Below are 21,737 nucleotides of genomic sequence, written 5' to 3' on the forward strand. Positions count from 1 at the left end.
ATCGTGCGAGACTGTAGCGCCAGGGCCGGACTGCCCTCGGAATGTCTTTTGCCGGGAGTTTCCATGTCGCTGTCCAGCGGGCTGATCGCCGCCGTCGCCCTGGCCTATATGGCCATCATGTTCGCCATCGCCTTTTATGGCGACCGCCGCAGCACGCCCCTGCCGCCACGCGTGCGGGCCTGGGTGTACAGCCTGTCCCTGGCCGTCTATTGCACCAGCTGGACCTTCTTCGGCGCGGTTGGCCAGGCCGCCGACCAGCTCTGGGCGTTCCTGCCGATCTACCTGGGCCCCGTGCTGTTGCTGGTGTTCGCACCCTGGGTCCTGCAAAAGATGGTGCTGATCAGCAAACAGGAAAACATCACCTCCATCGCCGACTTCATCGCCGCCCGCTATGGCAAATCGCAATCCCTGGCGGTGGTCGTGGCGCTGATCTGCCTGGTCGGCGTACTGCCTTATATCGCCCTGCAACTGAAAGCCATCGTCCTCGGCGTCAACCTGCTGATCGGTGCCGGTGCCGACGCCATGGGCGTACGCGCCCAGGACACGGCGCTGGTGGTGTCGCTGATCCTGGCGCTGTTCACCATCGTCTTCGGTACCCGCAACCTCGACGCCACCGAACACCACCGCGGCATGGTGCTGGCGATTGCCTTCGAATCCCTGGTCAAGCTGTTCGCCTTTCTCGCCGTCGGCGCCTTCGTCACCTACGGCCTCTATGACGGTTTCGACGATTTGTTCAGCCAGGCCAAAACCTCGGCGCTGCTGGCCGAATACTGGGAAGAAACGGTCAACTGGCCGTCCATGGTGGTGCAGACCGGCGTGGCGATGATGGCGATCATCTGCCTGCCCCGGCAGTTCCATGTCACAGTGGTGGAAAATATCGAACCTCAGGACCTGCGCCTGGCCAAATGGGTGTTCCCCGCCTACCTGATCCTCGCGGCACTGTTCGTGGTGCCGATTGCCCTGGCCGGGCGCATGATGTTGCCCACGGATGTCTTGCGTGATTCCTACGTTATCAGCCTACCGTTGGCCCAGGCCCATCCGTCGCTGGCCTTGCTGGCCTTTATCGGTGGTGCCTCGGCGGCCACCGGCATGGTGATTGTCGCCAGCGTCGCGTTGTCGACCATGGTCTCCAACGACATGTTGTTGCCCTGGCTACTACGCCGGCAGAACTCCGAACGGCCGTTCGAAGTGTTCCGCCACTGGATGCTCTCGGTGCGTCGGGTCAGCATTGTCGCCATTTTGCTGCTGGCCTATGTCAGCTACCGCCTGCTGGGCTCGACCGCGAGCCTGGCAACCATCGGCCAGATCGCCTTCGCCGCCGTGACCCAGCTGGCGCCGGCCATGCTCGGCGCGCTGTACTGGAAACAGGCCAACCGGCGCGGGGTGTTTGCCGGTATCGCCGGCGGCACCTTCCTCTGGTTCTATACCCTGATCCTACCCATCGCCGCCCGCAGCCTGGGCTGGTCGCTGAGCAGTTTCCCCGGGTTGGCCTGGCTGCACGGCAACCCGCTTAACCTGCCGATCAGCCCGCTGACCCAAGGCGTGGTGCTGTCGCTGGCAGGCAACTTCACCCTCTTCGCCTGGGTCTCGGTGCTGTCGCGCACACGGGTCTCCGAGCACTGGCAGGCCGGGCGCTTTATCGGCCAGGAACTCAATGCCCGGCCCAGCGCCCGCTCGATGCTGGCGGTGCAGATCGAAGACCTGCTGACCCTCGCCGCACGCTTTGTCGGCGAAGAACGCGCACGCCAGAGTTTTATCCGTTTCGCCTATCGCCAGGGCAAGGGCTTCAACCCGAACCAGAACGCCGACAGCGACTGGATCGCCCACACCGAACGCCTGCTGGCCGGGGTACTCGGGGCCTCCTCGACCCGCGCGGTGGTGAAAGCCGCCATCGAAGGGCGGGAAATGCAACTTGAAGATGTCGTCCGGATCGCCGACGAAGCCTCCGAAGTGCTGCAGTTCAACCGCGCGTTGCTGCAAGGCGCCATCGAAAACATCACCCAGGGCATCAGCGTGGTCGACCAGTCCCTGAGGCTGGTGGCCTGGAACCGCCGTTACCTGGAACTGTTCAATTACCCGGACGGCCTGATCAGCGTCGGCCGGCCGATTGCCGATATCATCCGCTACAACGCCGAGCGCGGCCTGTGCGGTCCCGGCGAGGCCGAAGTGCATGTCGCACGGCGCCTGCACTGGATGCGCCAGGGCCGCGCGCATACCTCGGAGCGGCTGTTCCCCAACGGTCGGGTCATCGAGCTGATCGGCAACCCGATGCCCGGCGGCGGTTTTGTCATGAGCTTCACTGACATCACCGCGTTCCGCGAGGCCGAGCAAGCCCTGACCGAGGCCAACGAGGGCCTGGAACAGCGCGTCACCGAACGGACCCACGAACTGTCGCAACTGAACGTCGCCCTGACCGAAGCCAAGGGCACGGCGGAAGCGGCCAACCAGTCCAAGACCCGCTTCCTTGCGGCGGTCAGCCATGACCTGATGCAGCCGCTGAACGCCGCCCGCCTGTTCTCCGCCGCCCTCTCCCACCAGGACGACAGCCTGTCCCGGGAGGCCCGGCAACTGGTCCAGCACCTGGACAGCTCACTGCGTTCAGCCGAGGACCTGATCAGCGACCTGCTGGATATCTCGCGCCTGGAAAACGGCAAGATCACGCCCAACCCGCAGCCCTTTGTCCTCAATGAGCTGTTCGACACCCTCGGCGCGGAGTTCAAGGCCCTGGCCCAGGAGCAAGGCATGAACTTCCGGGTTCGCGGCAGCCGTTTGCCGGTGAACAGCGACATCAAGCTGTTGCGGCGGATCCTACAGAACTTCCTGACCAATGCCTTCCGCTACGCCAAGGGCCCGGTCCTGCTCGGCGTGCGGCGCCAGGGCGGCCTGTTGTCCCTGGAAGTCTGGGACCGCGGGCCGGGGATTCCCGAGGACAAGCGCCAGGTGATTTTCGAGGAGTTCAAACGTCTCGACAGCCACCAGACCCGGGCCGAAAAAGGCCTGGGGCTGGGTTTGGCGATTGCCGACGGACTCTGCCGGGTACTCGGGCATCGCCTGCAAGTGCGCTCCTGGCCGGGGCACGGCAGTGTATTCAGCGTCAGCGTGCCGATTGCCCGTCATCCGGCGAGTGCGGCCGGCCACAGTCCGCTCGTCAACGGCCAGGCACTGAGCGGTGCCCAGGTGTTATGCGTGGATAACGAGGACAGCATTCTGATCGGCATGCACAGCCTGCTGACCCGCTGGGGCTGCCGGGTCTCGACCGCGCGCAATCGCGAGGAGTGCGCCGCGCTGCTCGATGGCGGCCTGCGTCCGCAACTGGCGCTGGTGGACTATCACCTGGATAACGGCGAGACCGGAACCGGCCTGATGACCTGGATGCGCACGCGCCTGGCGGAGCCGCTGCCCGGTGTGGTGATCAGCGCCGACCTGCGCCCGGAAACCGTCGCACAGGTGCATGGGGCGGGGTTGGAGTACCTGGCCAAGCCGGTGAAACCGGCGGCGTTGCGGGCGTTGTTGAGTCGGCATCTGCCGCTTTGAACGCGGGCTGATTACTCAGGCAACTGCACCACGCCGTCCTCATCGGTCATCGCCCGTTCCAGCAGCTCCGCGGGCAGGCTCTTGCTCGCCCGCGCGCCCAGCAGCTTGAGCTGCTCGCTGCGGCTGACCAGGTTGCCACGCCCATCCGTCAGCTTGTTCCGCGCGGCAGCGTAGGCCTTGTCCAGTTGCTGGAGGCGATTGCCGACCTCGTCCAGGTCCTGGATAAACAACACGAACTTGTCGTACAGCCAACCGGCGCGCTCGGCGATTTCCCGGGCGTTCTGGCTCTGGCGTTCCTGCTTCCAGAGGCTGTCGATCACCCGCAAGGTGGCGAGCAAGGTGGTCGGGCTGACAATCACGATATTGCGGTCGAAGGCTTCCTGGAACAGGTTCGGCTCGGCCTGCAAGGCCGCCGAAAACGCCGCTTCGATGGGCACGAAGAGCAAGACGAAATCCAGGCTGTGCAAGCCTTCCAGACGCTTGTAGTCCTTGCCGGCCAACCCCTTCACATGATTACGCAACGACAGCACATGCTGCTTGAGCGCCGCCTGGCCGATCGCCTCGTCATCGGCGCCGACATATTGCTGGTAGGCGGTCAGGCTGACCTTGGAGTCCACCACCACCTGCTTGTCACCCGGCAACAGGATCAGCACGTCCGGCTGGAAACGCTCGCCATCCGGTCCTTTCAGGCTGACCTGGGTCTGGTACTCGCGGCCTTTTTCCAACCCGGCATGCTCAAGCACCCGTTCGAGAATCAATTCGCCCCAGTTGCCCTGGGTCTTCTGGCCCTTGAGCGCCCGGGTCAGGTTGGTCGCCTCATCGCTCAGGCGCAGGTTCAGCTGTTGCAGGCGCTCCAGCTCCTTGCCCAGGGAGAAGCGTTCGCGGGCTTCCTGTTGATAACTCTCTTCCACACGTTTTTCGAAGGACTGGATACGTTCCTTCAAGGGGTCGAGCAATTGTCCGAGGCGCTGCTGGCTGTTTTCGGCAAAACGCGCCTCGCGCTCGTCGAAGATCTTCGCGGCCATTTCGGCAAACTGCGCACGCAGTTCATCCCGCGAGCCCTGCAGGTCGTCCAGGCGCTGCTGATGGCTGTCCTGCTGTTCCCGCAGCTCGGCACTCAACGACGCCGCCTGGGCATCCAGGCGGCGCAGCTCGGCCTCTTTCTGGGCACGCTCGAGGTTCCAGGCATGGGCGGCGTCGCGACCGTTGTCACGCTCGATCTGCAGCAGTTCGACTTCCCGGCGCAGCGCCGCCAGTTCCGCTTGCTTGACGGTATTGGCCTGGCTCAGGTCGCTGACCTCGTCGCGGCTGGCATCCAGTTGTGCACCGAGCCCATCCGCCGCCAGCCGGGCACTGCTCAGACGCTCGTCAAACAGCACCAGCTCGGCCTGGGCAGCACTCGCCCGGCGCTGCAACTGCCAGGCCAGGGCCAGCAACGGCAACGCCGCGCCCGCCAAACCGAGCAAGAGACTGGTCAGATCCAACGCCATAAGAACTCCCAAGGTGCCAACCAATTGTAAAGAATCAAGGGTAACGAAGGTGATCGGCCCTGGACAGTTCGCGCCAGGTAGAAATCGTATCGGGCCGGGACAAGGGCAAGGAAGCCAAGCGAAATTTCATGTAGCACTGCACGCCAGATCGCGGGGCGCGCCACTCTACGCTGTTTTTCGTACGGGTAAAGCCGAAAAAACCCGACATGCCCGTCCTAGAGCAAGCGCTTGGGACAATCCACAGAAGCTGTGGATAACTCAGTGGACAACCCCTCTCCAACCCTCGCAAAGCCGCATGGAATGGGGCTCGCAGTCAAACTGTCGATTTTTTCACCAATAAAAAAAGACGATATTTTTCATTGACTTGTATTGGCGATACAGGCATTCGAGGGACAGATTGCGCAGATGACCGTCCGGTGACAAGCCGTGGGCCGATTGTGCACAAGTAGTGCGATAACGGTTATATCGACGCACCTTTTTTGCACAGGCGCCGCCATTCGCTCTTTAGCGCCACTCCTGGAGCCAGCATATCGCCCCCTTTTGGGCAGCGTCCCGCCAGCGAAATTCCGCCTCGGTACCACGGGAGCGCCTTGAACAAGTTTTTTGCCAACACGCTTCCCTTATCCGTTTTAATGCGATAGTATCCGCCCCGTTAGTACCAAGCTGAAAGTCAATTCAGGTCGAACATTCCCTCAGAAGCACTCTCCAAAATGGATCAGTCGCTCGAAAGAAGGGATCGACCCCTCGATGGTTTCCAGGTAAATCTTTCCCAGTACAGCCTTTGAAAGGCGGCTGGAGAATGTTGTTACTCTGACCGAACCAACCTGCAAGATTGATCAGGATCTTCACCCCGGGCCCAGAACCTTTGCCCTTGTTGTGATTGCCTGCCCTCCTAAGTACCTACCTGCCAGCCCCAGCGCCACTTGATTTCATGCGCTCAACTGGCGGCTTTGTTCCAGTCAGGTTCTTCGTCCGATCCATAATGGTTCGACGCTACTGGAACGTTTTAACGTTGCACGGATCAGATTCCGTGTCATTTGCAGGAACACCTAATAATTATGTCGACTCAAATCCATACCCAGGACGCTATTCGCACCCTGACCAACGCCTTCGCACCGATGAACTGCCTGATCATGGCCGCTCGCAAAGGCTGCTTCAGCTTCACGCTGGTCAACGAACACGGTATCGCTCGTCACAGCGAACGTCTGTATCCGGACCAGTACTCCAGCGCCGAACCGCTGCAGGCGGTCATCGACCGCACGCGCCAGGCCCTGGTTGCCTGAGGCCCGTATAGCCCAGCTTAGAAACAAGCTGTAACCCAAAAGCCCGGTCTTTGTTGCCGGGCTTTTTATTGCCTGAAGTTTCGCGATTTTGACTGTATGGCTAAGCACGAATAAATATATAAGCCACGCGCTCATAGTTTAAATATTTTAAAAACAGTCCTTTACAGCAGAGATATGACACTACACTTCAACTCAAGCGGCCCGGGCCGCTTCCGGCGGGCCTGAACGCCTCCACCGCTACCAGGGGCCAGGCCACGCCGACCAATAAAAAACGCCGATCACACGGCCGGAGTATCGAGGGTGTCATGGGTATCGCCGCCAGGGAACTGCGCCTTTATGTGATTCGCCCGACCCTGCTGTACCTGGGTCGCCACAGCCCGAGCGCCGAAGCACTGCTGCTGGGCATCGCCGCCAGCCAGTCGGACCTGGGCTCGGCCCTGCACGACCGCCGCGGTCACGGCCTGTACTGCATCGACGAAAGCCGCCATGCCGCGTTATGGGACCGCTACCTGGCCCCGGACCCGGAATTGGCCAGCCTGGTGCGCGGCCTGGCCAGCCAGCATGCTTTTTTTAGCAGCCCGAATCTCGAACTGGCGGTGAATCTTCGTTATTCCACGGCCATCGCCTGGCTGCTGGTGGAAGAACACCACCCCAAGCTGCCCGCCATCGACGATCTGCTCGGTATGGCGCGGATCTGGCGACAGACTTTCCAGCCACAAGGACGTTTACGGGATTTCACTCGCGCCTGGCAAAGTTGTGACTCATCGGTCACTCCGATCGCCTGCTAGAGCCAAAACCCAGTTTCCGGGAAAACCGATCGATTTTGGTCGGATTGTCCTACAAAACCGCTCTATCTCCAGCAATTCACCCTATAGCGCCGGGGCGAAAATGTTGCTACTTTTCGCCTCGGTGATCACCACGGAGTTCTAATAATGAAAAAAGTAATGCTCAAGACCACTCTCAGCCTTTCTGTTGCTCTGGCATCCACCCAGCTTTTCGCGAGTGGCTTTGCCCTCAACGAACAGAGCATCAGCGGGATGGGGACCGGTTATGCGGGTCGATCTTCTTCTGCCGAAGATGCAAGTACCGTTTACGGCAACCCTGCCGGTATGTCCCTGCTCAAACGCGATCAAGTCACTGCCGGCGTTGCCGCGATTGATGCCAGTTCCGATATCAAAACCGTTCGCGGCGGCCCTCCAGGCGGCACCAGCGACGGAGACATGGTTCCATTCACCTCTGTACCCAACGCCTTCTTCGTCAAACAGCTGGGTAACGGCTGGGCATTGGGTCTCGGTGCCTACGCGCCTTTCGGCCTGATAACCGATTATGAAAGCAGCGCTTCCGGTCGTTATTACGGCCAGAAGAGCGAAGTCAAGGTTGTCACCCTGCAACCGACTGTCAGCTATGCATTCAACGATATGGTTTCCGTCGGTTTCGGTCCGACCATCAACCGTATCAGCGGCGAACTGAGTTCCGCGACGCCGTTTGCCCCGACTTTCGGGCGCAACGACGGTTCGGTGGACGTCAAGGGCGACGACACCGCGATCGGCTACAACATCGGTGTGATTGTCCAGCCTACCGACACCACCCGCCTGGGCCTGACCTACCATTCCAAGGTCAGCTACACCCTGGATGGCCACACCAGCATCACCGGCGTCGGCTTCGGTCCGTTCAATGGCAGCCGCTACAAGGGTTCCCTGGATATCACCACGCCAGAGAACGTCGACTTCTCGATCACCCAGAAACTGGATGATCAGTGGACCGTGTATGCCGGTAGCACCTGGACCCGTTGGAGCCGTCTAAAAGACATCACCATCAACAACCAGGGTGTTCCTGCCGGGCTTGGTGGCTCCCCCGGTCCGATCGGTACCATCACCGAACAACAGAACTGGCATGACACCTGGGCCTCGGCGATCGGTGTCTCCTACCGGGTCAACAAGGAATGGATCCTGCGCAGCGGCTTGTCGGTTGACCAGGCGCCAACCAACAATACCGATCGTTCCGTGCGTATCCCGACCGGTGATCGCCGGGCCATCAGCTTCGGTGCCGGCTACAGCCCAACCGACGACCTGACGATCGACGTCGCCCTCTCCTACCTCAAGGAAGAAGACGTCAACGTCAACCTGAACAACCCGCAAAAAGGCGGCGCCTACACCGCCAAGTACGAAAACAGCGCTTGGGGCTACGGCCTGGGCATGACGTACAAGTTCTGATTCACTACGGGCCTGAATCGCTCGCTAGCTGGATAGAAAAAACCCGCATCGTCTGATGCGGGTTTTTTATTACCTGATATTTATCAGGGCTTCGAGGCGATGGCCTTCTCCACCGCCTCGATCAGCTCGGGATTGTCGGGTTTGGTCAGGCTGGAGAAATGCGCGATCACCTTGCCCTGGCGGTCCACCACATACTTGTAGAAATTCCACTTCGGCGCCGCGCTCTGCTGCGCCAGCACCTTGAACAGGTGCACGGCATCCGGCCCCCTGACTGACTGCGGTTCGGTCATGGTGAAGGTGACGCCATAGTTCACATAGCAGACCTTGGCCGTCTCGGCGCCGTCGTCGGACTCCTGCTTGAAGTCATCCGACGGCACGCCGATCAGCTCCAGGCCCTGGCCCTTGTAACGCTGATAGAGCGCCTCAAGGCCTTTGAACTGTGGGGCAAAGCCACAGAAGCTGGCGGTATTGACGATCAGCAGCGGCTTGCCGGCAAAACGCTGGCAAAGATCGATGGACTCCTTGGCCCGTAACTTCGGCAATTGTCCCTGCAAGAGTTCCGGACAACCGGCAGCCAGAGCCGCCCCGGAAAAGGCCATCAAAACGGCAGGAACCGCCAGCCAGCGCATCGCCATATCCTGAATCCTGGAAAAGAGATCGAGCCGTCAACTTACGCGCCGGCTCCCCTTCCTAGCAAGCAGCGCTTAACAAGCGCCCATGCCCAACTGCATCAACGCCAGGCCGCCCTGATGCCAGCCCCACCAGGCCAGCGCCAGCAGCAAGGCGATCACCGCCAGGGCCAGCAGTCGCGACCAGAAGGCACTCATGCCAGGCCTGCCTGTGCCTGTAACCGCGCCACGGGCCGCTCACGCACCGGCCAGTTCAAGGCCGCAGCGAGCAGGCTCAGAAGGATCGAGACCTGCCAGATCAAGTCGTAGCTGCCGGTGTGGTCATACACCACCCCACCCAGCCAACCGCCGAGGAAAGCCCCCAACTGGTGGAAGAGAAACACGATCCCGCCAAGCATGGAGAGATTGCGCACGCCGAACAGCGTCGCCACGGTGCCATTGGTCAGGGGCACCGTCGACAACCAGAGAAAGCCCATGGCCATGCCGAACAGATAGGCACTGAACTGCGTCACCGGCACCCAGAGAAACACCACGATCACCACCGCCCGTGCCAGGTACAAAGCAGTCAGCAGGCGTGGCTTGGACATCCGTCCACCGAGCCAGCCGGCGGTGTAGGTACCGAAGATATTGAACAGACCGATCAGCGCCAGCACCGTGGTCCCGACCGTGGCCGGCAGGTGCTGGTCGACCAGGTAGGCCGGCAGGTGCACACCGATGAATACCACCTGGAAACCACAGACAAAAAAGCCGAACGCCAGCAACCAGAAGCCGGAATGGGAACAGGCCTCGCGCAGTGCCTCGGACAGGGTCTGCTCCCCCTCAAGCTTGGGCAGCGGCTTGTCCTTGAGCATGCTCACCAGCGGCACGATCAGCGCCACCAGCACGCCCAGCACCAGCAACGCCGTCGACCAGCCGAGCCAGCCGATCAACCCCAGGGTACCCGGCAGCATGGCGAACTGGCCGAAGGATCCGGCGGCACTGGCAATACCCATGGCCATGCTGCGCTTCTGCGGCGGTACGGCACGTCCGACCACCCCGAGGATCACCGAGAACGAGGTTCCCGACAGGCCGATACCGATCAGCAGGCCCGCACTCAGGGACAGGGTCAGGGCGGAATCGGACAGGCCCATGCACACCAGCCCGACGGCGTACAACACGCCACCGATCAACACCACTTTCGCCGCGCCGAAGCGGTCGGCCAGGGCACCGGTAAAGGGTTGGGACAGGCCCCATATCAGGTTCTGCAAGGCGATGGCAAAGGCGAATACTTCGCGGCCCCAGCCGAACTGCGCGCTCATGGGGGGCAGGAACAGCCCGAAACCGTGCCTTATCCCGAGGGACAGCGCGAGGATCAGCGCACTCCCGAGCAAAATCCAGCCACTGGCACGCCACATCGAGGTCATTATTGTTCTTCCTTAGCGGGTATATACCCGTTTTATGTCGATAAAACGGCGATTACTCGCCGCTTGCCAACTCTTCCAACAAGGCTACCAGAGCCGCGCGCTTTTCATCACCCAGGCGGTTCGCCAGACGCTGCTGCGCCGCTTCCCAGGCGGGCCCGGCGGCCACCAGCCGTTCGGCCCCGGCATCGGTGAGCCGGACCAGGCGGTTACGCTGGTCGGCGCCTTCGGTCAGGGCCACCAGGCCATCACACTCCAGCACCCGCAGGTTGCGCCCGAGGGTACTGCGATCCAGGCCCATGGCTTCGGCCAGGCTGGAAATGCTCGGCTGGTCGAGGCGCTTGAGATTGCACAGCAGAGAATACTGGGCAACGTTGATCCCGAAGCCGTCGAGAGCGCCGTCGTAATGCCTGCTGACGCCACGAGCGGCGCGACGCAGGCTGATGCATAAGCAATCGGTTGATAACATGGCGTGTGTATATACCCGTGACACAGTGAAAACAAGTTTTGCGCAACGCCTTCAGAACAGCGCCAACCCCACCAGCACCACCACTTCCAGCAACTCCAGCAACGCCCCCGCCGTGTCGCCGGTGGTGCCGCCCAGACGTCGCATCATCAGTTGCCGCAACCAGCAGAAACCCAACACCGCCAGCAACACCGCCCCGGCGCCCTTGAACCCGGCCAGCAACCCACAGAACAACGCACTCGCCAGCAACACATACCAGCCGGCCCGGCGCGGCAGATGATCGGCCAATGCCTGCCCCAATCCACCGGCACGCACATAAGGCGTGGTCAGGAACAACCCGAGCAAGGCACTACGACCGATCAGCGGCGCCAGCAGCAACGCCACTGTCTGCTGTTGCTCGATCAACGCCAGCAAGGCACAGAACTTCAACAGCAGCACCAGCACCAGGGTGACCACGGCAATCGGCCCACTGCGCGGGTCCTTCATGATCAACAAGGTCCGCTCACGATCGCCGAAACCGCCCAGCCAGGCATCCGCGCTATCAGCCAGGCCGTCCAGGTGCAGGCCGCCGCTGAGCAGCACCCAGGCCGTCAGCAACAAGGCGCCATGGAGCAACAGCGGTGCCCCCGCCAACGTCCAATCGAGTGCATAAAGCACGCCGCCGAACAGCAACCCCACCAGCGGGTAGCACAACAACGACCGCCCCATCTCCCGAGGTTCCGGCATGCCCGGCAGACGAATCGGCAGGCTGCTGAGAAACTGCAAGGCGATCCAGAACGGCAAGCGGCTCACGGCGCTTCCCCCAGCCCACCGTCAGCCGCCACCTGCAGCGCGAACAAGGCGCCATGGGCCACCTCGATCTGCAATAGCTGCTCGCGCGGCAAGCCACGGGCACGAGCCAGCAGAACCTTCATCACCCCACCATGACTGATCAACAGCAGGCGCTGGCCGGCATAGCGCTGCTGCAAGCGCGACACCGCCGCCAGTACCCGCTCGGCGAACAGCTCAACCGGCTCGCCATCCGGTGGTGTGAAGCCGTAAGGATCGGACCAGAACCGCCCAAGATCGTCGGCGTCCGTCTCCATCAACGCCGCCGCGCTCCGCCCTTCCCAGGCACCGAAATGCAATTCGCGCAGGTCACCCTCGATCTCGACCGGAAGCCCCAGGCGCGCGCCCAGCTCTTCGGCAAACCGCGCGCAACGCTGCAAGGGCGAACTGATCAGGCGATCCCAAGGCCCTTGCTGCGCCACACCGGCACGCATCTGCTCCCAGCCCTTGTGTGTCAAGGCATCGTCCAGGCTGCCGCGCAAGCCGCCACCCAGTTCGGTTTCGCCGTGACGCAACAGGTCCAGGCGCACACTCATGCCGGGCGATCCGCCACGGCCGCCTCGGCAAAGGTCGCCATCTGCCCGTGCAGGTCGCAGGCCAGACGCACCAATGGCACCGCCAACGCCGCGCCGCTGCCTTCACCCAGGCGCAGGCCCAGATCGAGCAACGGCTCGGCCAGCAGGCTCTCCAGCACATGCCGATGCCCGCGCTCGGCGCCACGATGGGCGAAGATCAGCCACTGCCGGCACTCGGGATTCAAGCGCACCGCGACCATCGCCGCAACGGTGCAGATAAAGCCGTCGACCAGCGCCGCCACACCCTCCTGGGCACAGGCCACATAGGCCCCGGCCAGCGCCGCGATCTCGAAACCGCCCAGGCGGAACAAGGCCTGCAACCCATCGTCGGTGTGTTCGGCATGCAGCGCCAGCGCCCGCTCGATCACCTGCGCCTTGTGGCTGACGCCGGCCGGGTCGAGCCCGGTGCCGGGGCCGGCCAACAACGCCGCCGGGCATTTCAGCAACGCACAGGCCACCGCGCTGGCCGAAGCCGTGTTTCCGATGCCCATTTCGCCGCCGATAAACAACTCGCTGCCCGCTGCTACCGCGCGCCGTACGCTGTCACGCCCGGCTTCCAGCGCCAGGCGGCCCTGGGCTTCGGTCATGGCCGGGCCTTGGGCGAAGTTCGCAGTCCCGGCGCCGATCTGCAGATGACGCACACCTGGCAGGTTGAGCATCGGCGTGACCGTGCCGAGGTCGTTGATATCCAACTGCGCGCCCAGTTGCCGCGCCAGCACACTGATGGCCGCACCGCCGCCGACGAAGTTGGCGAGCATCTGCCCGGTCACTTCCTGCGGATAAGCCGATACGCCTTCAGCTACCACGCCATGGTCACCAGCAAAAATCGCGATCCACAGCGTATCGACCCGCGGCTTGAGCCGGCCCTGCAGACCCGCCAGTTGCACCGCGACCTGCTCCAACTGGCCCAGGGAGCCGGTAGGTTTGGTCAGTTGCTGCTGACGCTCGAATGCCGCATCTTGCGCCTGCAGATCAATCGCCTTGCACGGGTTCAGCCACCACGATTCACTCATAACACAGTTCCTTTCAAAGTCAGGGGCAAACCGGCGACTGTCAGCACCACACGCTGACAACGCTCGGCCAGAGCTTGATGCAGCCAACCGGCTTCATCGACATAACGGCGAGTCAATTCGCCCAACGGGACGATACCCAGACCGGTTTCGTTGCTGACAAAAATAATCTCTCCCGGCAATTGCGCCAGGTTCGACAACAGGGCTTCGCGCTCGACCTTCAAACGCTCGGCGTCCTCCAGCATTAAAAGATTGGTCAACCACAGGGTCAGGCAATCCACCAACAGGCAGGTGTCGGCCGCTGCGTTTTCACGCAGGACCCGGGCCAGCTCCAGCGGCTCTTCAATCAACTGCCAATGGGCCGGACGACGCTGGCGATGCAGGGCGACCCGCTCGTTCAACTCGCCGTCCAGAGGCTGGCTGGTGGCGATATAGGTCACCGGCAGCGTGCTTTCAGCCGCCAGGCGTTCGGCCAGGCGACTCTTGCCGGAACGGGCACCACCGAGGATCAGTTGCAGCATGCCAGGACGCCCCTATTCAAGACCGCAGAGCTGACGCAAGCGGTCGGTATCCAGATGTTTTTCCACCAGGTCGGCCAGGCGTTCGATATCGCGCTCGCGCAGGGCGTGATAATCCATCTCCTGCACCTGCGCCAGGCCGGCCCAGCGCAGCAGGGCACTGCACGCCCGGGGCGACTCGAACAAACCGTGCAGGTAAGTCCCGAGCACCTGCCCGTCGGCGCTTTGGGCACCGTCGCAACGACCATCGGCCAGGTGCACGGCCGGCTGCTCCAGCGCCGTACCGACGGTGACCCCGGCATGGATCTCATAACCGCTGACTTCAGCGTCTTCCAACGCCAGACGGCCGTGCACATTGCGCAGTTGTTTTTCCTGCTCGAGCTCGGTGCTCAGGGCCAGCAGGCCGAACCCGGCACTGGAACCCGGCGCCCCTTCCAACCCGAGGGGATCATGCACCTGCTCACCGAGCATCTGCAGGCCACCGCAGATGCCCAGCACCTTGCCGCCATAACGCAGGTGACGGTTGATCGCCGTGTCCCAGCCCTGCTGGCGCAGATAGGCCAGATCGCTGCGCACGCTCTTGGAGCCGGGCAGGATGATCAGGTCCGAGGCCGCAATGGCCTGGCCGGGACCGATAAATTGCAGGTCGACCTGGGGATGCAGGCGCAACGGATCGAAATCGGTATGGTTGCTGATGCGTGGCAGCACCGGCACCACCACCTTCAGCACCTGGTCGGCCTTGTCGGCCTGGCGCTGGTCGAGCCCGTCCTCGGCCTCCAGGTGCAGGTCCAGCACATAGGGCAGCACGCCGATCACCGGCTTGCCGGTACGCTGTTCCAGCCAATCCAGCCCGGGCTGCAACAACGCGAGATCGCCGCGAAAACGGTTGATGATAAAGCCCTTGACCCGCGCCTGCTCGCTGGGCGACAGCAGCTCGAGGGTGCCTACCAGATGGGCGAACACCCCGCCGCGATTGATATCGGCAATCAGCAGCACCGGGCAATCCACCGCCTCGGCGAAGCCCATATTGGCGATATCCCCGGCACGCAGATTGATCTCCGCCGGCGAGCCCGCACCTTCGACCATCACCACCGGATAGGCGGCGCTCAGGCGCTGGTGCGAGGCCAGCACCGCCTGCATGGCGATGGCTTTGTAGTCGTGATAGGCCACGGCGTTCATGCTGGTCACGGCGCGGCCATGGATAATCACCTGGGCGCCGGTGTCGCTGTTGGGTTTGAGCAACACCGGGTTCATATCGGTGTGGGGCACGAGGCCCGCCGCCTGGGCCTGGACCGCCTGGGCCCGGCCGATCTCGCCGCCGTCGGCGGTCACCGCACTGTTGAGCGCCATGTTCTGCGGCTTGAACGGCACCACGCGTACACCCTGGCGAGTCAGCCAGCGGCACAGCGCAGTCACCAGGGTACTTTTGCCGGCATCGGAGGTGGTGCCTTGCACCATCAAGGTGGTCATGCCGGCTCCCCGGCAAACGCCAGCAACGCCTGCTCCAGGCGCAACCAGTGCGCTTCATCCGCGGGCAGGCCGAAACGCAGGCTGCTGTTCTGGGTGAACAGGCGCAGCAGAATGCCCCGCCGTGCCATGAACTCATACAACGCCTCGGCCCGCGCCGTCACCAACCACTGGAACAGCGCGCAACCGCCCTGGGGCGCCAGGCCGAAACGCGTCAACAATGCCACCAGACGCTGACTGGCCTGTTCGCTGCGCACACGCTGGCGCTCATGGCCGGCGGTATCGGCGAGGCACACCTGCCCCAGCACCCGGGTCGGCCCGCTGACCGCCCAGGGTCCGACCTGTTCGGCGAGCAACCTGAGCAGTTGGCCTTCGGCGAGGACAAAGCCCAGGCGCACACCGGCCAGACCGAAAAACTTGCCGAACGAGCGCAGGACAATCAACCCGACCCGATGACTGTGGGCCGCCAGGCTGCGCTGCGGGGTGTTGTCCATAAAGGCTTCGTCCACCACCAGCCAGCCACCGCGCTGGGCCAGGCGCGCATGCCATTCCAGCAACCGCTCCGGGGCCAGGCTCAGGCCGGTGGGATTGTTCGGATTGACCACCACCAGCACATTGAGGCTGTCGAGAAAAAAATCGACTTCGTGTTCCAGCACTTCACGCACGATGTAGCCGTTGCGTCGCCAGGCTTCAGCGTGCTCGGCGTAACAAGGCGACAGCACACCGACCTTGCCCGCACGACGCAGGCGCGGCAGCAACTGGATCGCCGCCTGGGAGCCGGGCACCGGCAACACCTGGGGCGCGCCGTAGTAGGTGCAGGCGGCCTGTTCCAGACCGTCATCGGTTTCCGGCAGGCGCGCCCAGGCACGCTCGGGGATCGGTGGGATCGGCCAGGGCCAGGGCGCCAGGCCACTGGACAGGTCCAGCCAATCGGACTCGGCAATGCCGTAGTGTTCCACCGCCTTGCGCAGGCGTCCGCCGTGCTCAAGCATAGATCTCAGCTCCCAGACAGAGAATCAGCAACCACAACCACACACCCCGTTGCACCAACTGCCAGCCGCGGTCGATGGAGTCGGCGGTGGCCGGCTCCCCTTCGCCCAACTGCGGACGCTGGTGCAATTCACCGTGATAAATCGCCGCCCCGCCCAACTCGACCCCCAGCGCGCCGGCGCCCGCCGCCATCACCGGCCCGGCATTCGGGCTGTCCCAGGTCGGTCCCTGGCGGCGCCAGCATTGCAGCGCCAGTCCGGTTTTACCGAGCAAGGCGTAGGTCAGGGCCACCAAGCGTGCAGGAATATAGTTCAAGACATCGTCGATCCGCGCCGCCGCCCAGCCAAAACGCTCGAAGCGCTCGTTGCGGTAGCCCCACATGGCATCGAGGGTATTGCTCAGGCGATAGAGCACCACACCGGGCGCACCGGCCACGACAAACCAGAACAACGCGGCGAACACCGCATCGCTACCGTTTTCCAGGACCGATTCGGTGGCCGCGCGGGCCACTTCGGTGTGATCGAGTTCCGTAGTCTGGCGGCTGACCAGATAACTCACCCGCTGGCGGGCGCGATCCAGGTCGTCGCTGCGCAACGCCTGGGCCACGGGGATCACATGCTCGCCGAGGCTGCGCAGACCGAGGGCGCAATAGAGCGCGAGGATTTCGACGAGCCAGCCGATATAAGGCGCCCACGACAAGGCCGTGGCCAAGAGGGTCAGCGGCAGCACCGCGAGCACCCAGGCGGTGACCCCGTGACTGCGCCAGCCACGTCCGCCGGAGTTGAAACGTTGTTCGATACGGTCCGCCAGACGGCCGAACGCCACCAGCGGATGCCAGCGTTTGGGTTCGCCCAGCAGCGCATCCAGCGCAACCCCGGCGACACTCAACAACGCCACACTCATTGACTCACTCCCCAATAATTCTCATACAACAATTCACTCAAGGGACGCGGCTGCGCCCAACCTTCCAATACCAGCATCGGTGCCGGATAAAATGCCTGGACCGGGCCCAGGCACAGCACCGCCAGCGGCTTGGCCCCCGCCGGCAGACCGAGCAGTTGCGCCAAGGCCAACGGCTCGAACAGCGAGACCCAGCCCATGCCCAGGCCTTCGGCGCGGGACGCCAGCCAGAGATTCTGGATGGCACAGGACAAGGACGCCATGTCCATTTCCGGCAAGGTCCGCCGGCCGAAGATATGGCGCTCGCGATCGTCCATCAGCGCGGCGACCAGCACCTCGGCACAGTCGTTGATGCCCTCGACCTTCAACTTCATGAATTCATCGGAACGCTCACCGAGGGCCTCGGCGGTGCGGATCCGTTCTTCTTCCACCAACTGCTGGATCTGGCCGCGCAATGCGCGGTCGGTAATACGAATAAAGCGCCAGGGCTGCATCAGCCCGACACTGGGCGCCTGATGCGCCGCTTCCAGCAGGCGCGAGAGCAATTCGGGCGCCACGCTGCCACCGGTAAAGTGGCGCATATCGCGACGTTCACCGATGACACGGTAGACCGCCGCGCGTTCTTCAGGGCTAAAAGCGTTGTCGGTCATGGCCTCCGCGCGGGTAAGTCCGCGCGCTCCGAGAGTGCGCCGGCCTTGGCAGAGTGGGTATCCGGTGCCAACAGCGCGGCAATCGCCCGCGGGTTGGACGGAAAATAAAAATGCACATAAGAGGCGGTCATCCGCCCCTGGCGATACACCGCCTCGGCGCCGCGCCCACCATTGGGGCTCAGGCCCCGGGCAATCGGCTCGAGCACCGTGGTGGTCAGCGAATGGTGATAGGTGTGGCCGCGCAACAGCCCTTCGGGCAAGGTCACCGCCTGCAAGGCCAGGGCCGCGAGGCGCTTCTGCATCGTCGCCTCACCTGCTAGTAACCCGAGCAGTTCCGCGCGTTGTCCTTCGACATCGGTCAGCGCATCGAGCAGATAGAGCATCCCGCCACACTCGGCGAGCAAGGGCTTTCCGGCCTGGTGGTGGGCACGGATCGCCGCCAGCATCGGGGCGTTCTGCGCCAGGGCCAGGTGATGCAGCTCCGGATAACCACCGGGCAGGTAAAGGCTGTCCGCCTCGGGCAAGACCTGATCGTGGATCGGCGAGAAAAACCGCAACTCGGCGCCCATGGCCCGCAACAGGTCCAGGTTGGCGCCATAGATGAAGGCAAAGGCCTCGTCATGGGCGACGGCGATGCGCACACCGGCCAGCAGCGGCTCGGCGGCTATCGGCTCGGGCGCCTCAAAGGCCACCGCTGGCGGCAATGCGACCTCGCAACTACCGGCCAAGGCCTCGGCGGCCGCGTCCAGGCGCTTGTCCAGGTCGTTCAATTCACTGGCCTGCACCAGGCCGAGATGGCGGCTCGGCAGCTCGATCCCGGTTTCCCGGGAGAGCGCGCCGTACCAGCGCAGGCCTTCGGTCAGGCTGCCTTCGAGCAACTGCGCGTGACGCAGGGTGCCGACGCGATTGGCCAACACCCCGGCGAACGGCAGGTCCGGCTGGTAACGCGCCAGCCCCAGGGCCAGGGCACCGAAGGTCTGGGCCATGGCCGTACCGTCGATGACTCCGAGCACCGGCACACCGAAATGTCGGGCCAGATCGGCGCTCGACGGCGTGCCGTCAAACAAGCCCATGACCCCTTCGATCAGGATCAGGTCAGCCTCGCCCGCCGCTTCCCAGAGCAGCCGGCGGCTTTCCTCGGCGCCGACCATCCACAAATCCAGCTGATAGACCGGCGCACCGCTGGCGCGCTCATGAATCATCGGGTCGAGAAAATCCGGGCCGCACTTGAACACCCGGACCTTACGCCCCTGATTGCGGTGCAGGCGCGCCAGGGCCGCCGTCACCGTGGTCTTGCCCTGGCCGGAAGCCGGCGCGGCGATCAGCACTGCCGGGCAATGACGCGTTTGCCTCATAGTTCGATGCCCTTCTGGGCCTTGATCCCGGCCTGGAACGCATGCTTGAGCAGGCCCATTTCGGTCACGGTGTCGGCCAGCTCGATCATTTCCGGCTTGGCGCCGCGTCCGGTGACCAGCACGTGCTGCATCGGCGGACGGGCTTGCAGGTCGGTCAACACCTGGTCGAGGTCCAGATAACCGTGCTTGAGGGCGATATTCAGCTCATCGAGCACCACCAGGCCGATGCTCGGATCACGGAGCATTTCCTGGGAGACTGTCCAGGCGGCTTCGGCGGCGGCGATATCGCGCTGGCGATCCTGGGTCTCCCAGGTAAAGCCCTCGCCCATCACATGGAAGCGCACCTGCTCGGGGAAGCGCCGGAAGAACAGCTCTTCGCCGGTGCTGTTGCGTCCCTTGATAAATTGCACCACGCCGCACTGCATACCATGGCCCATGGCCCGGGCGAGCATGCCGAAGGCCGAGCTGCTCTTGCCCTTGCCGTTGCCGGTCAGGACCAGCAACAGGCCGCATTCGTTCGGGGCACTGGCAATACGCTCGTCGATGACGGCTTTTTTGCGCAGCATGCGCGCCAAGTGACGTTCGTCGCGATCGGGGGATTCGTTCATGGCAGCTCTCCGTTGGGGCTGGATAAGGCAAACGGGGGGCAGGAAAAAACGCGGCCGGGGCCGTCCAGCATCGCCCGCCGTGACGCTGTGGGATGGATCAGGCCGGTCTCCGGGCTCATGAGCTGCGTATTCGCGGGACCGCGCGCCTTCCCATGTCGGCTGGACACAGTGGCTCAAGGCGCGGTCTTGACTCATTTACCGTTGCGGGGGCAGCGCCGGAATCGCGCCTGTCGAAGGGCTCACCGGCTTCCCTGTTTCACCCTGTCGGCGGTTCGCCACAGAGCACCTGAAACAATCGGCGAAGGTTAGAGGGTTGGGGGTGGAGCGTCAAATAAAGCCGGTGTCAGAAAAACAAACGCCCCGGGCCAGGCGGGGCGTTTGTAGACAATTTGGGAAGAAGCCTTTTGCCAAAGTCGGTAGTTGCAGCCAATGTCAGGAGCGAGCCCCCGCGAGCACACCAGCAGGCTCGAGTTCCTTGCCACGGTTCAAACCGACCTTGAGAAAACGACGCTGATTTTCAGAAACACCCACAGCAGCCAACGACATGGCTTCAGTGGTGAATTTGGCAATCATGGCCGCTTTCGCAGCGTTTTTAGTCGTTTTCATAGACACCTCTGTGTCTTGACAATTAAAGAGATCTTAATGACCCGCTACAGAAATCACAAGGCGACCGTCATCGCCAAAATCAAACCCCAACTCCTTGTACAAGGCGATAGCTCCCTTTGCTGGGTCTTGCGCCTCAATTTCCTTGCATTTGAGCATGCGAGCATAGAAATCAACGGCAGACAGGGACAAGGATGCAGCCAGACCTTTCAGAGGATGCGTTTTGTCGCCCCGCCCCTCCAAGAGAATGATTTTTATACAAATCCTACTCTTCCTTGGCGTCGCATAGCATAAACCGCACAACTCAGGACCGAACCACAATGCCAGGTCAAACCCTTTCAGATCGGTCCGTTTCCACTTTCTCACTTCTTCCCATGGATAGAGAGTTGCACGCGCGCCCCAATGCTCCGTCGCCGCTATCGCGCAGTGATCGATCGGCTCAAACCGAACCTGACGGGTGTCGATACCGGCAGCGATGCACTCAGGGTCACTGGGTGCGACAGCCAGCTCAAAGCCGAGCGCTCCTCCAAACCCCGACCAAGATCAAAAAACCGGCGCCAGAATTTGTGCTACGTTGACTAAGGTGATATCAAATAGCCACAACCCGACCAACAATAAATAAAGGGTAGTCCCATGCAAGGCCTGATCATCAACAATCCGAAACTGGAATTCCTGCGTCCCGCCCTGGAACGCTGGCCTGAATGCATTGATCGCTACAATCAACTCCTCGGTGACGGTCAGGCGCCCTACTGGTTCAATGAACGGGCCAACCTGGGGTTGCTATCGGTAGCCGCCTGGGCCGCGGAAATGGTCAGCCTGGAGCATTTTCCGACCAAGAAGCAGATCGAAGACGGTGACCGCAGCGGACGCTGCGACCTGCAGATCTCTACCGCGCAGGAGTCGGTCTATATCCAGGCCACGCAACGCTGGCCCAAGGTCAACAACCTGAACCCTATGCCGGCCCTGCTGGATGTGGCGAGCGATGCGAAAAAGATCAGCCACCCCCACCACCTGAAACTCGGCTGCCTGTTCGTCTCGCCGTTCAAACCGCAGCAGAGCCCCAGCCCGGAAGACCTGCAAGATATGGTCGATGACCTGCAAAAAGCCAACAGCTGCGCCGTGGCCTGGTATTTTCCCTACGCCTATCGCAAATTGCACAACGAAGCTGGCCAGTATCACCCCGGCATCGCCCTGCTGTTCAAGGAGGCCTGAACAGGC

At 62.8% G+C, this 21,737-nt stretch carries 22 protein-coding genes and 1 riboswitch; of the genes, 6 read left to right on the forward strand and 16 right to left on the reverse strand.

What is annotated here, in order from left to right; all coding sequences use genetic code 11:
* Positions 1–63: 63 nt before the first annotated feature.
* Positions 64–3,534, forward strand: coding sequence for a hybrid sensor histidine kinase/response regulator (locus M5C56_RS19605; protein WP_103494392.1), 3,471 nt, complete (start codon positions 64–66; stop codon positions 3,532–3,534).
* 11 nt (positions 3,535–3,545) lie between these two features.
* Here the strand turns inward: M5C56_RS19605 and rmuC are convergent, their stop codons facing one another.
* Positions 3,546–4,910, reverse strand: coding sequence for a DNA recombination protein RmuC (gene rmuC / locus M5C56_RS19610; RefSeq protein WP_247263277.1), 1,365 nt, complete (start codon positions 4,908–4,910; stop codon positions 3,546–3,548).
* Positions 4,911–6,082: 1,172 nt separating this feature from the next.
* Between rmuC and M5C56_RS19615 the strand changes: the two genes are divergently transcribed.
* The 3 genes from M5C56_RS19615 to M5C56_RS19625 all read left to right on the forward strand — a co-directional run bounded on the left by M5C56_RS19615 (position 6,083) and on the right by M5C56_RS19625 (position 8,520).
* Positions 6,083–6,307 (forward strand): hypothetical protein, encoded by a 225-nt coding sequence (locus M5C56_RS19615; protein ID WP_003214941.1) that lies wholly within the window; start codon positions 6,083–6,085, stop codon positions 6,305–6,307.
* Between the two features lie 305 nt (positions 6,308–6,612).
* Complete coding sequence (locus M5C56_RS19620) at positions 6,613–7,095, forward strand: hypothetical protein (protein ID WP_103494394.1); 483 nt, start codon at positions 6,613–6,615, stop codon at positions 7,093–7,095.
* Positions 7,096–7,239: 144 nt separating this feature from the next.
* Complete coding sequence (locus M5C56_RS19625) at positions 7,240–8,520, forward strand: outer membrane protein transport protein (RefSeq protein WP_247263257.1); 1,281 nt, start codon at positions 7,240–7,242, stop codon at positions 8,518–8,520.
* An 83-nt stretch (positions 8,521–8,603) separates the two neighbouring features.
* On the opposite strand, the gene M5C56_RS19630 is transcribed toward M5C56_RS19625, so the two are convergent.
* The 15 genes from M5C56_RS19630 to M5C56_RS19695 all read right to left on the reverse strand — a co-directional run bounded on the left by M5C56_RS19630 (position 8,604) and on the right by M5C56_RS19695 (position 20,522).
* Positions 8,604–9,155: a glutathione peroxidase gene (locus M5C56_RS19630; protein ID WP_103499003.1), complete on the reverse strand. Its 552-nt coding sequence runs from the start codon at positions 9,153–9,155 to the stop codon at positions 8,604–8,606.
* A 69-nt stretch (positions 9,156–9,224) separates the two neighbouring features.
* Positions 9,225–9,347, reverse strand: a complete 123-nt coding sequence (locus M5C56_RS32395) for a hypothetical protein (RefSeq protein ID WP_256261664.1) — start codon at positions 9,345–9,347, stop codon at positions 9,225–9,227.
* Positions 9,344–10,543 carry an MFS transporter gene (locus M5C56_RS19635; protein ID WP_177102187.1) on the reverse strand — a complete coding sequence of 400 codons (1,200 nt, stop codon included), beginning with the start codon at positions 10,541–10,543 and terminating at the stop codon, positions 9,344–9,346. Before M5C56_RS19635 ends, M5C56_RS32395 begins: the two co-directional genes overlap by 4 nt.
* Before the next feature lie 61 nt (positions 10,544–10,604).
* Complete coding sequence (locus M5C56_RS19640) at positions 10,605–11,018, reverse strand: MarR family transcriptional regulator (RefSeq protein ID WP_103499001.1); 414 nt, start codon at positions 11,016–11,018, stop codon at positions 10,605–10,607.
* Between the two features lie 51 nt (positions 11,019–11,069).
* Complete coding sequence (locus M5C56_RS19645; RefSeq protein ID WP_103499000.1) at positions 11,070–11,807, reverse strand: adenosylcobinamide-GDP ribazoletransferase; 738 nt, start codon at positions 11,805–11,807, stop codon at positions 11,070–11,072.
* A complete protein-coding gene (cobC, locus tag M5C56_RS19650) occupies positions 11,804–12,379 on the reverse strand; it encodes an alpha-ribazole phosphatase family protein (protein WP_103498999.1) in 576 nt (191 codons plus the stop codon). Before cobC ends, M5C56_RS19645 begins: the two co-directional genes overlap by 4 nt.
* Positions 12,376–13,431, reverse strand: coding sequence for a nicotinate-nucleotide--dimethylbenzimidazole phosphoribosyltransferase (gene cobT / locus M5C56_RS19655; RefSeq protein ID WP_103498998.1), 1,056 nt, complete (start codon positions 13,429–13,431; stop codon positions 12,376–12,378). Before cobT ends, cobC begins: the two co-directional genes overlap by 4 nt.
* Entirely contained in the window at positions 13,428–13,949 is a 522-nt protein-coding gene (cobU, locus tag M5C56_RS19660) for a bifunctional adenosylcobinamide kinase/adenosylcobinamide-phosphate guanylyltransferase (RefSeq protein WP_103498997.1), read from the reverse strand. The genes cobT and cobU overlap by 4 nt, the downstream gene beginning before the upstream one ends.
* A gap of 12 nt (positions 13,950–13,961) precedes the next feature.
* The gene (locus tag M5C56_RS19665; protein ID WP_103498996.1) at positions 13,962–15,416 is read right to left on the reverse strand and encodes a cobyric acid synthase; all 1,455 of its coding nucleotides are present in this window, start codon (positions 15,414–15,416) and stop codon (positions 13,962–13,964) included.
* Positions 15,413–16,405 (reverse strand): threonine-phosphate decarboxylase CobD, encoded by a 993-nt coding sequence (gene cobD / locus M5C56_RS19670; protein WP_103498995.1) that lies wholly within the window; start codon positions 16,403–16,405, stop codon positions 15,413–15,415. Before cobD ends, M5C56_RS19665 begins: the two co-directional genes overlap by 4 nt.
* Positions 16,398–17,306, reverse strand: a complete 909-nt coding sequence (cbiB, locus tag M5C56_RS19675) for an adenosylcobinamide-phosphate synthase CbiB (RefSeq protein ID WP_103498994.1) — start codon at positions 17,304–17,306, stop codon at positions 16,398–16,400. Before cbiB ends, cobD begins: the two co-directional genes overlap by 8 nt.
* Positions 17,303–17,953, reverse strand: coding sequence for a 5,6-dimethylbenzimidazole synthase (gene bluB, locus M5C56_RS19680; RefSeq protein ID WP_103498993.1), 651 nt, complete (start codon positions 17,951–17,953; stop codon positions 17,303–17,305). Before bluB ends, cbiB begins: the two co-directional genes overlap by 4 nt.
* The gene (locus M5C56_RS19685) at positions 17,950–19,308 is read right to left on the reverse strand and encodes a cobyrinate a,c-diamide synthase (protein ID WP_103498992.1); all 1,359 of its coding nucleotides are present in this window, start codon (positions 19,306–19,308) and stop codon (positions 17,950–17,952) included. Before M5C56_RS19685 ends, bluB begins: the two co-directional genes overlap by 4 nt.
* Positions 19,305–19,916 carry a cob(I)yrinic acid a,c-diamide adenosyltransferase gene (cobO, locus tag M5C56_RS19690; protein WP_103498991.1) on the reverse strand — a complete coding sequence of 204 codons (612 nt, stop codon included), beginning with the start codon at positions 19,914–19,916 and terminating at the stop codon, positions 19,305–19,307. Before cobO ends, M5C56_RS19685 begins: the two co-directional genes overlap by 4 nt.
* Before the next feature lie 82 nt (positions 19,917–19,998).
* Positions 19,999–20,221: riboswitch (cobalamin riboswitch) on the reverse strand.
* A gap of 127 nt (positions 20,222–20,348) precedes the next feature.
* The gene (locus tag M5C56_RS19695; protein ID WP_177102130.1) at positions 20,349–20,522 is read right to left on the reverse strand and encodes a hypothetical protein; all 174 of its coding nucleotides are present in this window, start codon (positions 20,520–20,522) and stop codon (positions 20,349–20,351) included.
* Positions 20,523–20,558: 36 nt separating this feature from the next.
* Between M5C56_RS19695 and M5C56_RS19700 the strand changes: the two genes are divergently transcribed.
* Complete coding sequence (locus M5C56_RS19700) at positions 20,559–20,813, forward strand: hypothetical protein (RefSeq protein WP_247263256.1); 255 nt, start codon at positions 20,559–20,561, stop codon at positions 20,811–20,813.
* Between the two features lie 339 nt (positions 20,814–21,152).
* Positions 21,153–21,731 carry a hypothetical protein gene (locus M5C56_RS19705; protein WP_103498989.1) on the forward strand — a complete coding sequence of 193 codons (579 nt, stop codon included), beginning with the start codon at positions 21,153–21,155 and terminating at the stop codon, positions 21,729–21,731.
* Positions 21,732–21,737: the final 6 nt, after the last annotated feature.

The sequence above is a fragment of the Pseudomonas sp. MWU13-2862 genome (genome assembly GCF_023242495.1).
GTDB lineage: Bacteria > Pseudomonadota > Gammaproteobacteria > Pseudomonadales > Pseudomonadaceae > Aquipseudomonas > Aquipseudomonas gingeri_D.

Excerpts from the sequence above, each read along its gene's own strand:
- M5C56_RS19605 (WP_103494392.1), top strand. The coding sequence starts at position 64 with ATGTCGCTGTCCAGCGGGCTGATCGCCGCCGTCGCCCTGGCCTATATG.
- M5C56_RS19615 (WP_003214941.1), top strand. The coding sequence starts at position 6,083 with ATGTCGACTCAAATCCATACCCAGGACGCTATTCGCACCCTGACCAAC.
- M5C56_RS19620 (WP_103494394.1), top strand. The coding sequence starts at position 6,613 with ATGGGTATCGCCGCCAGGGAACTGCGCCTTTATGTGATTCGCCCGACC.
- M5C56_RS19625 (WP_247263257.1), top strand. The coding sequence starts at position 7,240 with ATGAAAAAAGTAATGCTCAAGACCACTCTCAGCCTTTCTGTTGCTCTG.
- M5C56_RS19630 (WP_103499003.1), bottom strand. The coding sequence starts at position 9,155 with ATGGCGATGCGCTGGCTGGCGGTTCCTGCCGTTTTGATGGCCTTTTCC.
- M5C56_RS32395 (WP_256261664.1), bottom strand. The coding sequence starts at position 9,347 with ATGAGTGCCTTCTGGTCGCGACTGCTGGCCCTGGCGGTGATCGCCTTG.
- M5C56_RS19635 (WP_177102187.1), bottom strand. The coding sequence starts at position 10,543 with ATGTGGCGTGCCAGTGGCTGGATTTTGCTCGGGAGTGCGCTGATCCTC.
- M5C56_RS19640 (WP_103499001.1), bottom strand. The coding sequence starts at position 11,018 with ATGTTATCAACCGATTGCTTATGCATCAGCCTGCGTCGCGCCGCTCGT.
- cobC (WP_103498999.1), bottom strand. The coding sequence starts at position 12,379 with ATGAGTGTGCGCCTGGACCTGTTGCGTCACGGCGAAACCGAACTGGGT.
- cobT (WP_103498998.1), bottom strand. The coding sequence starts at position 13,431 with ATGAGTGAATCGTGGTGGCTGAACCCGTGCAAGGCGATTGATCTGCAG.
- cobU (WP_103498997.1), bottom strand. The coding sequence starts at position 13,949 with ATGCTGCAACTGATCCTCGGTGGTGCCCGTTCCGGCAAGAGTCGCCTG.
- M5C56_RS19665 (WP_103498996.1), bottom strand. The coding sequence starts at position 15,416 with ATGACCACCTTGATGGTGCAAGGCACCACCTCCGATGCCGGCAAAAGT.
- cobD (WP_103498995.1), bottom strand. The coding sequence starts at position 16,405 with ATGCTTGAGCACGGCGGACGCCTGCGCAAGGCGGTGGAACACTACGGC.
- cbiB (WP_103498994.1), bottom strand. The coding sequence starts at position 17,306 with ATGAGTGTGGCGTTGTTGAGTGTCGCCGGGGTTGCGCTGGATGCGCTG.
- bluB (WP_103498993.1), bottom strand. The coding sequence starts at position 17,953 with ATGACCGACAACGCTTTTAGCCCTGAAGAACGCGCGGCGGTCTACCGT.
- M5C56_RS19685 (WP_103498992.1), bottom strand. The coding sequence starts at position 19,308 with ATGAGGCAAACGCGTCATTGCCCGGCAGTGCTGATCGCCGCGCCGGCT.
- cobO (WP_103498991.1), bottom strand. The coding sequence starts at position 19,916 with ATGAACGAATCCCCCGATCGCGACGAACGTCACTTGGCGCGCATGCTG.
- M5C56_RS19695 (WP_177102130.1), bottom strand. The coding sequence starts at position 20,522 with ATGAAAACGACTAAAAACGCTGCGAAAGCGGCCATGATTGCCAAATTC.
- M5C56_RS19700 (WP_247263256.1), top strand. The coding sequence starts at position 20,559 with ATGACCCGCTACAGAAATCACAAGGCGACCGTCATCGCCAAAATCAAA.
- M5C56_RS19705 (WP_103498989.1), top strand. The coding sequence starts at position 21,153 with ATGCAAGGCCTGATCATCAACAATCCGAAACTGGAATTCCTGCGTCCC.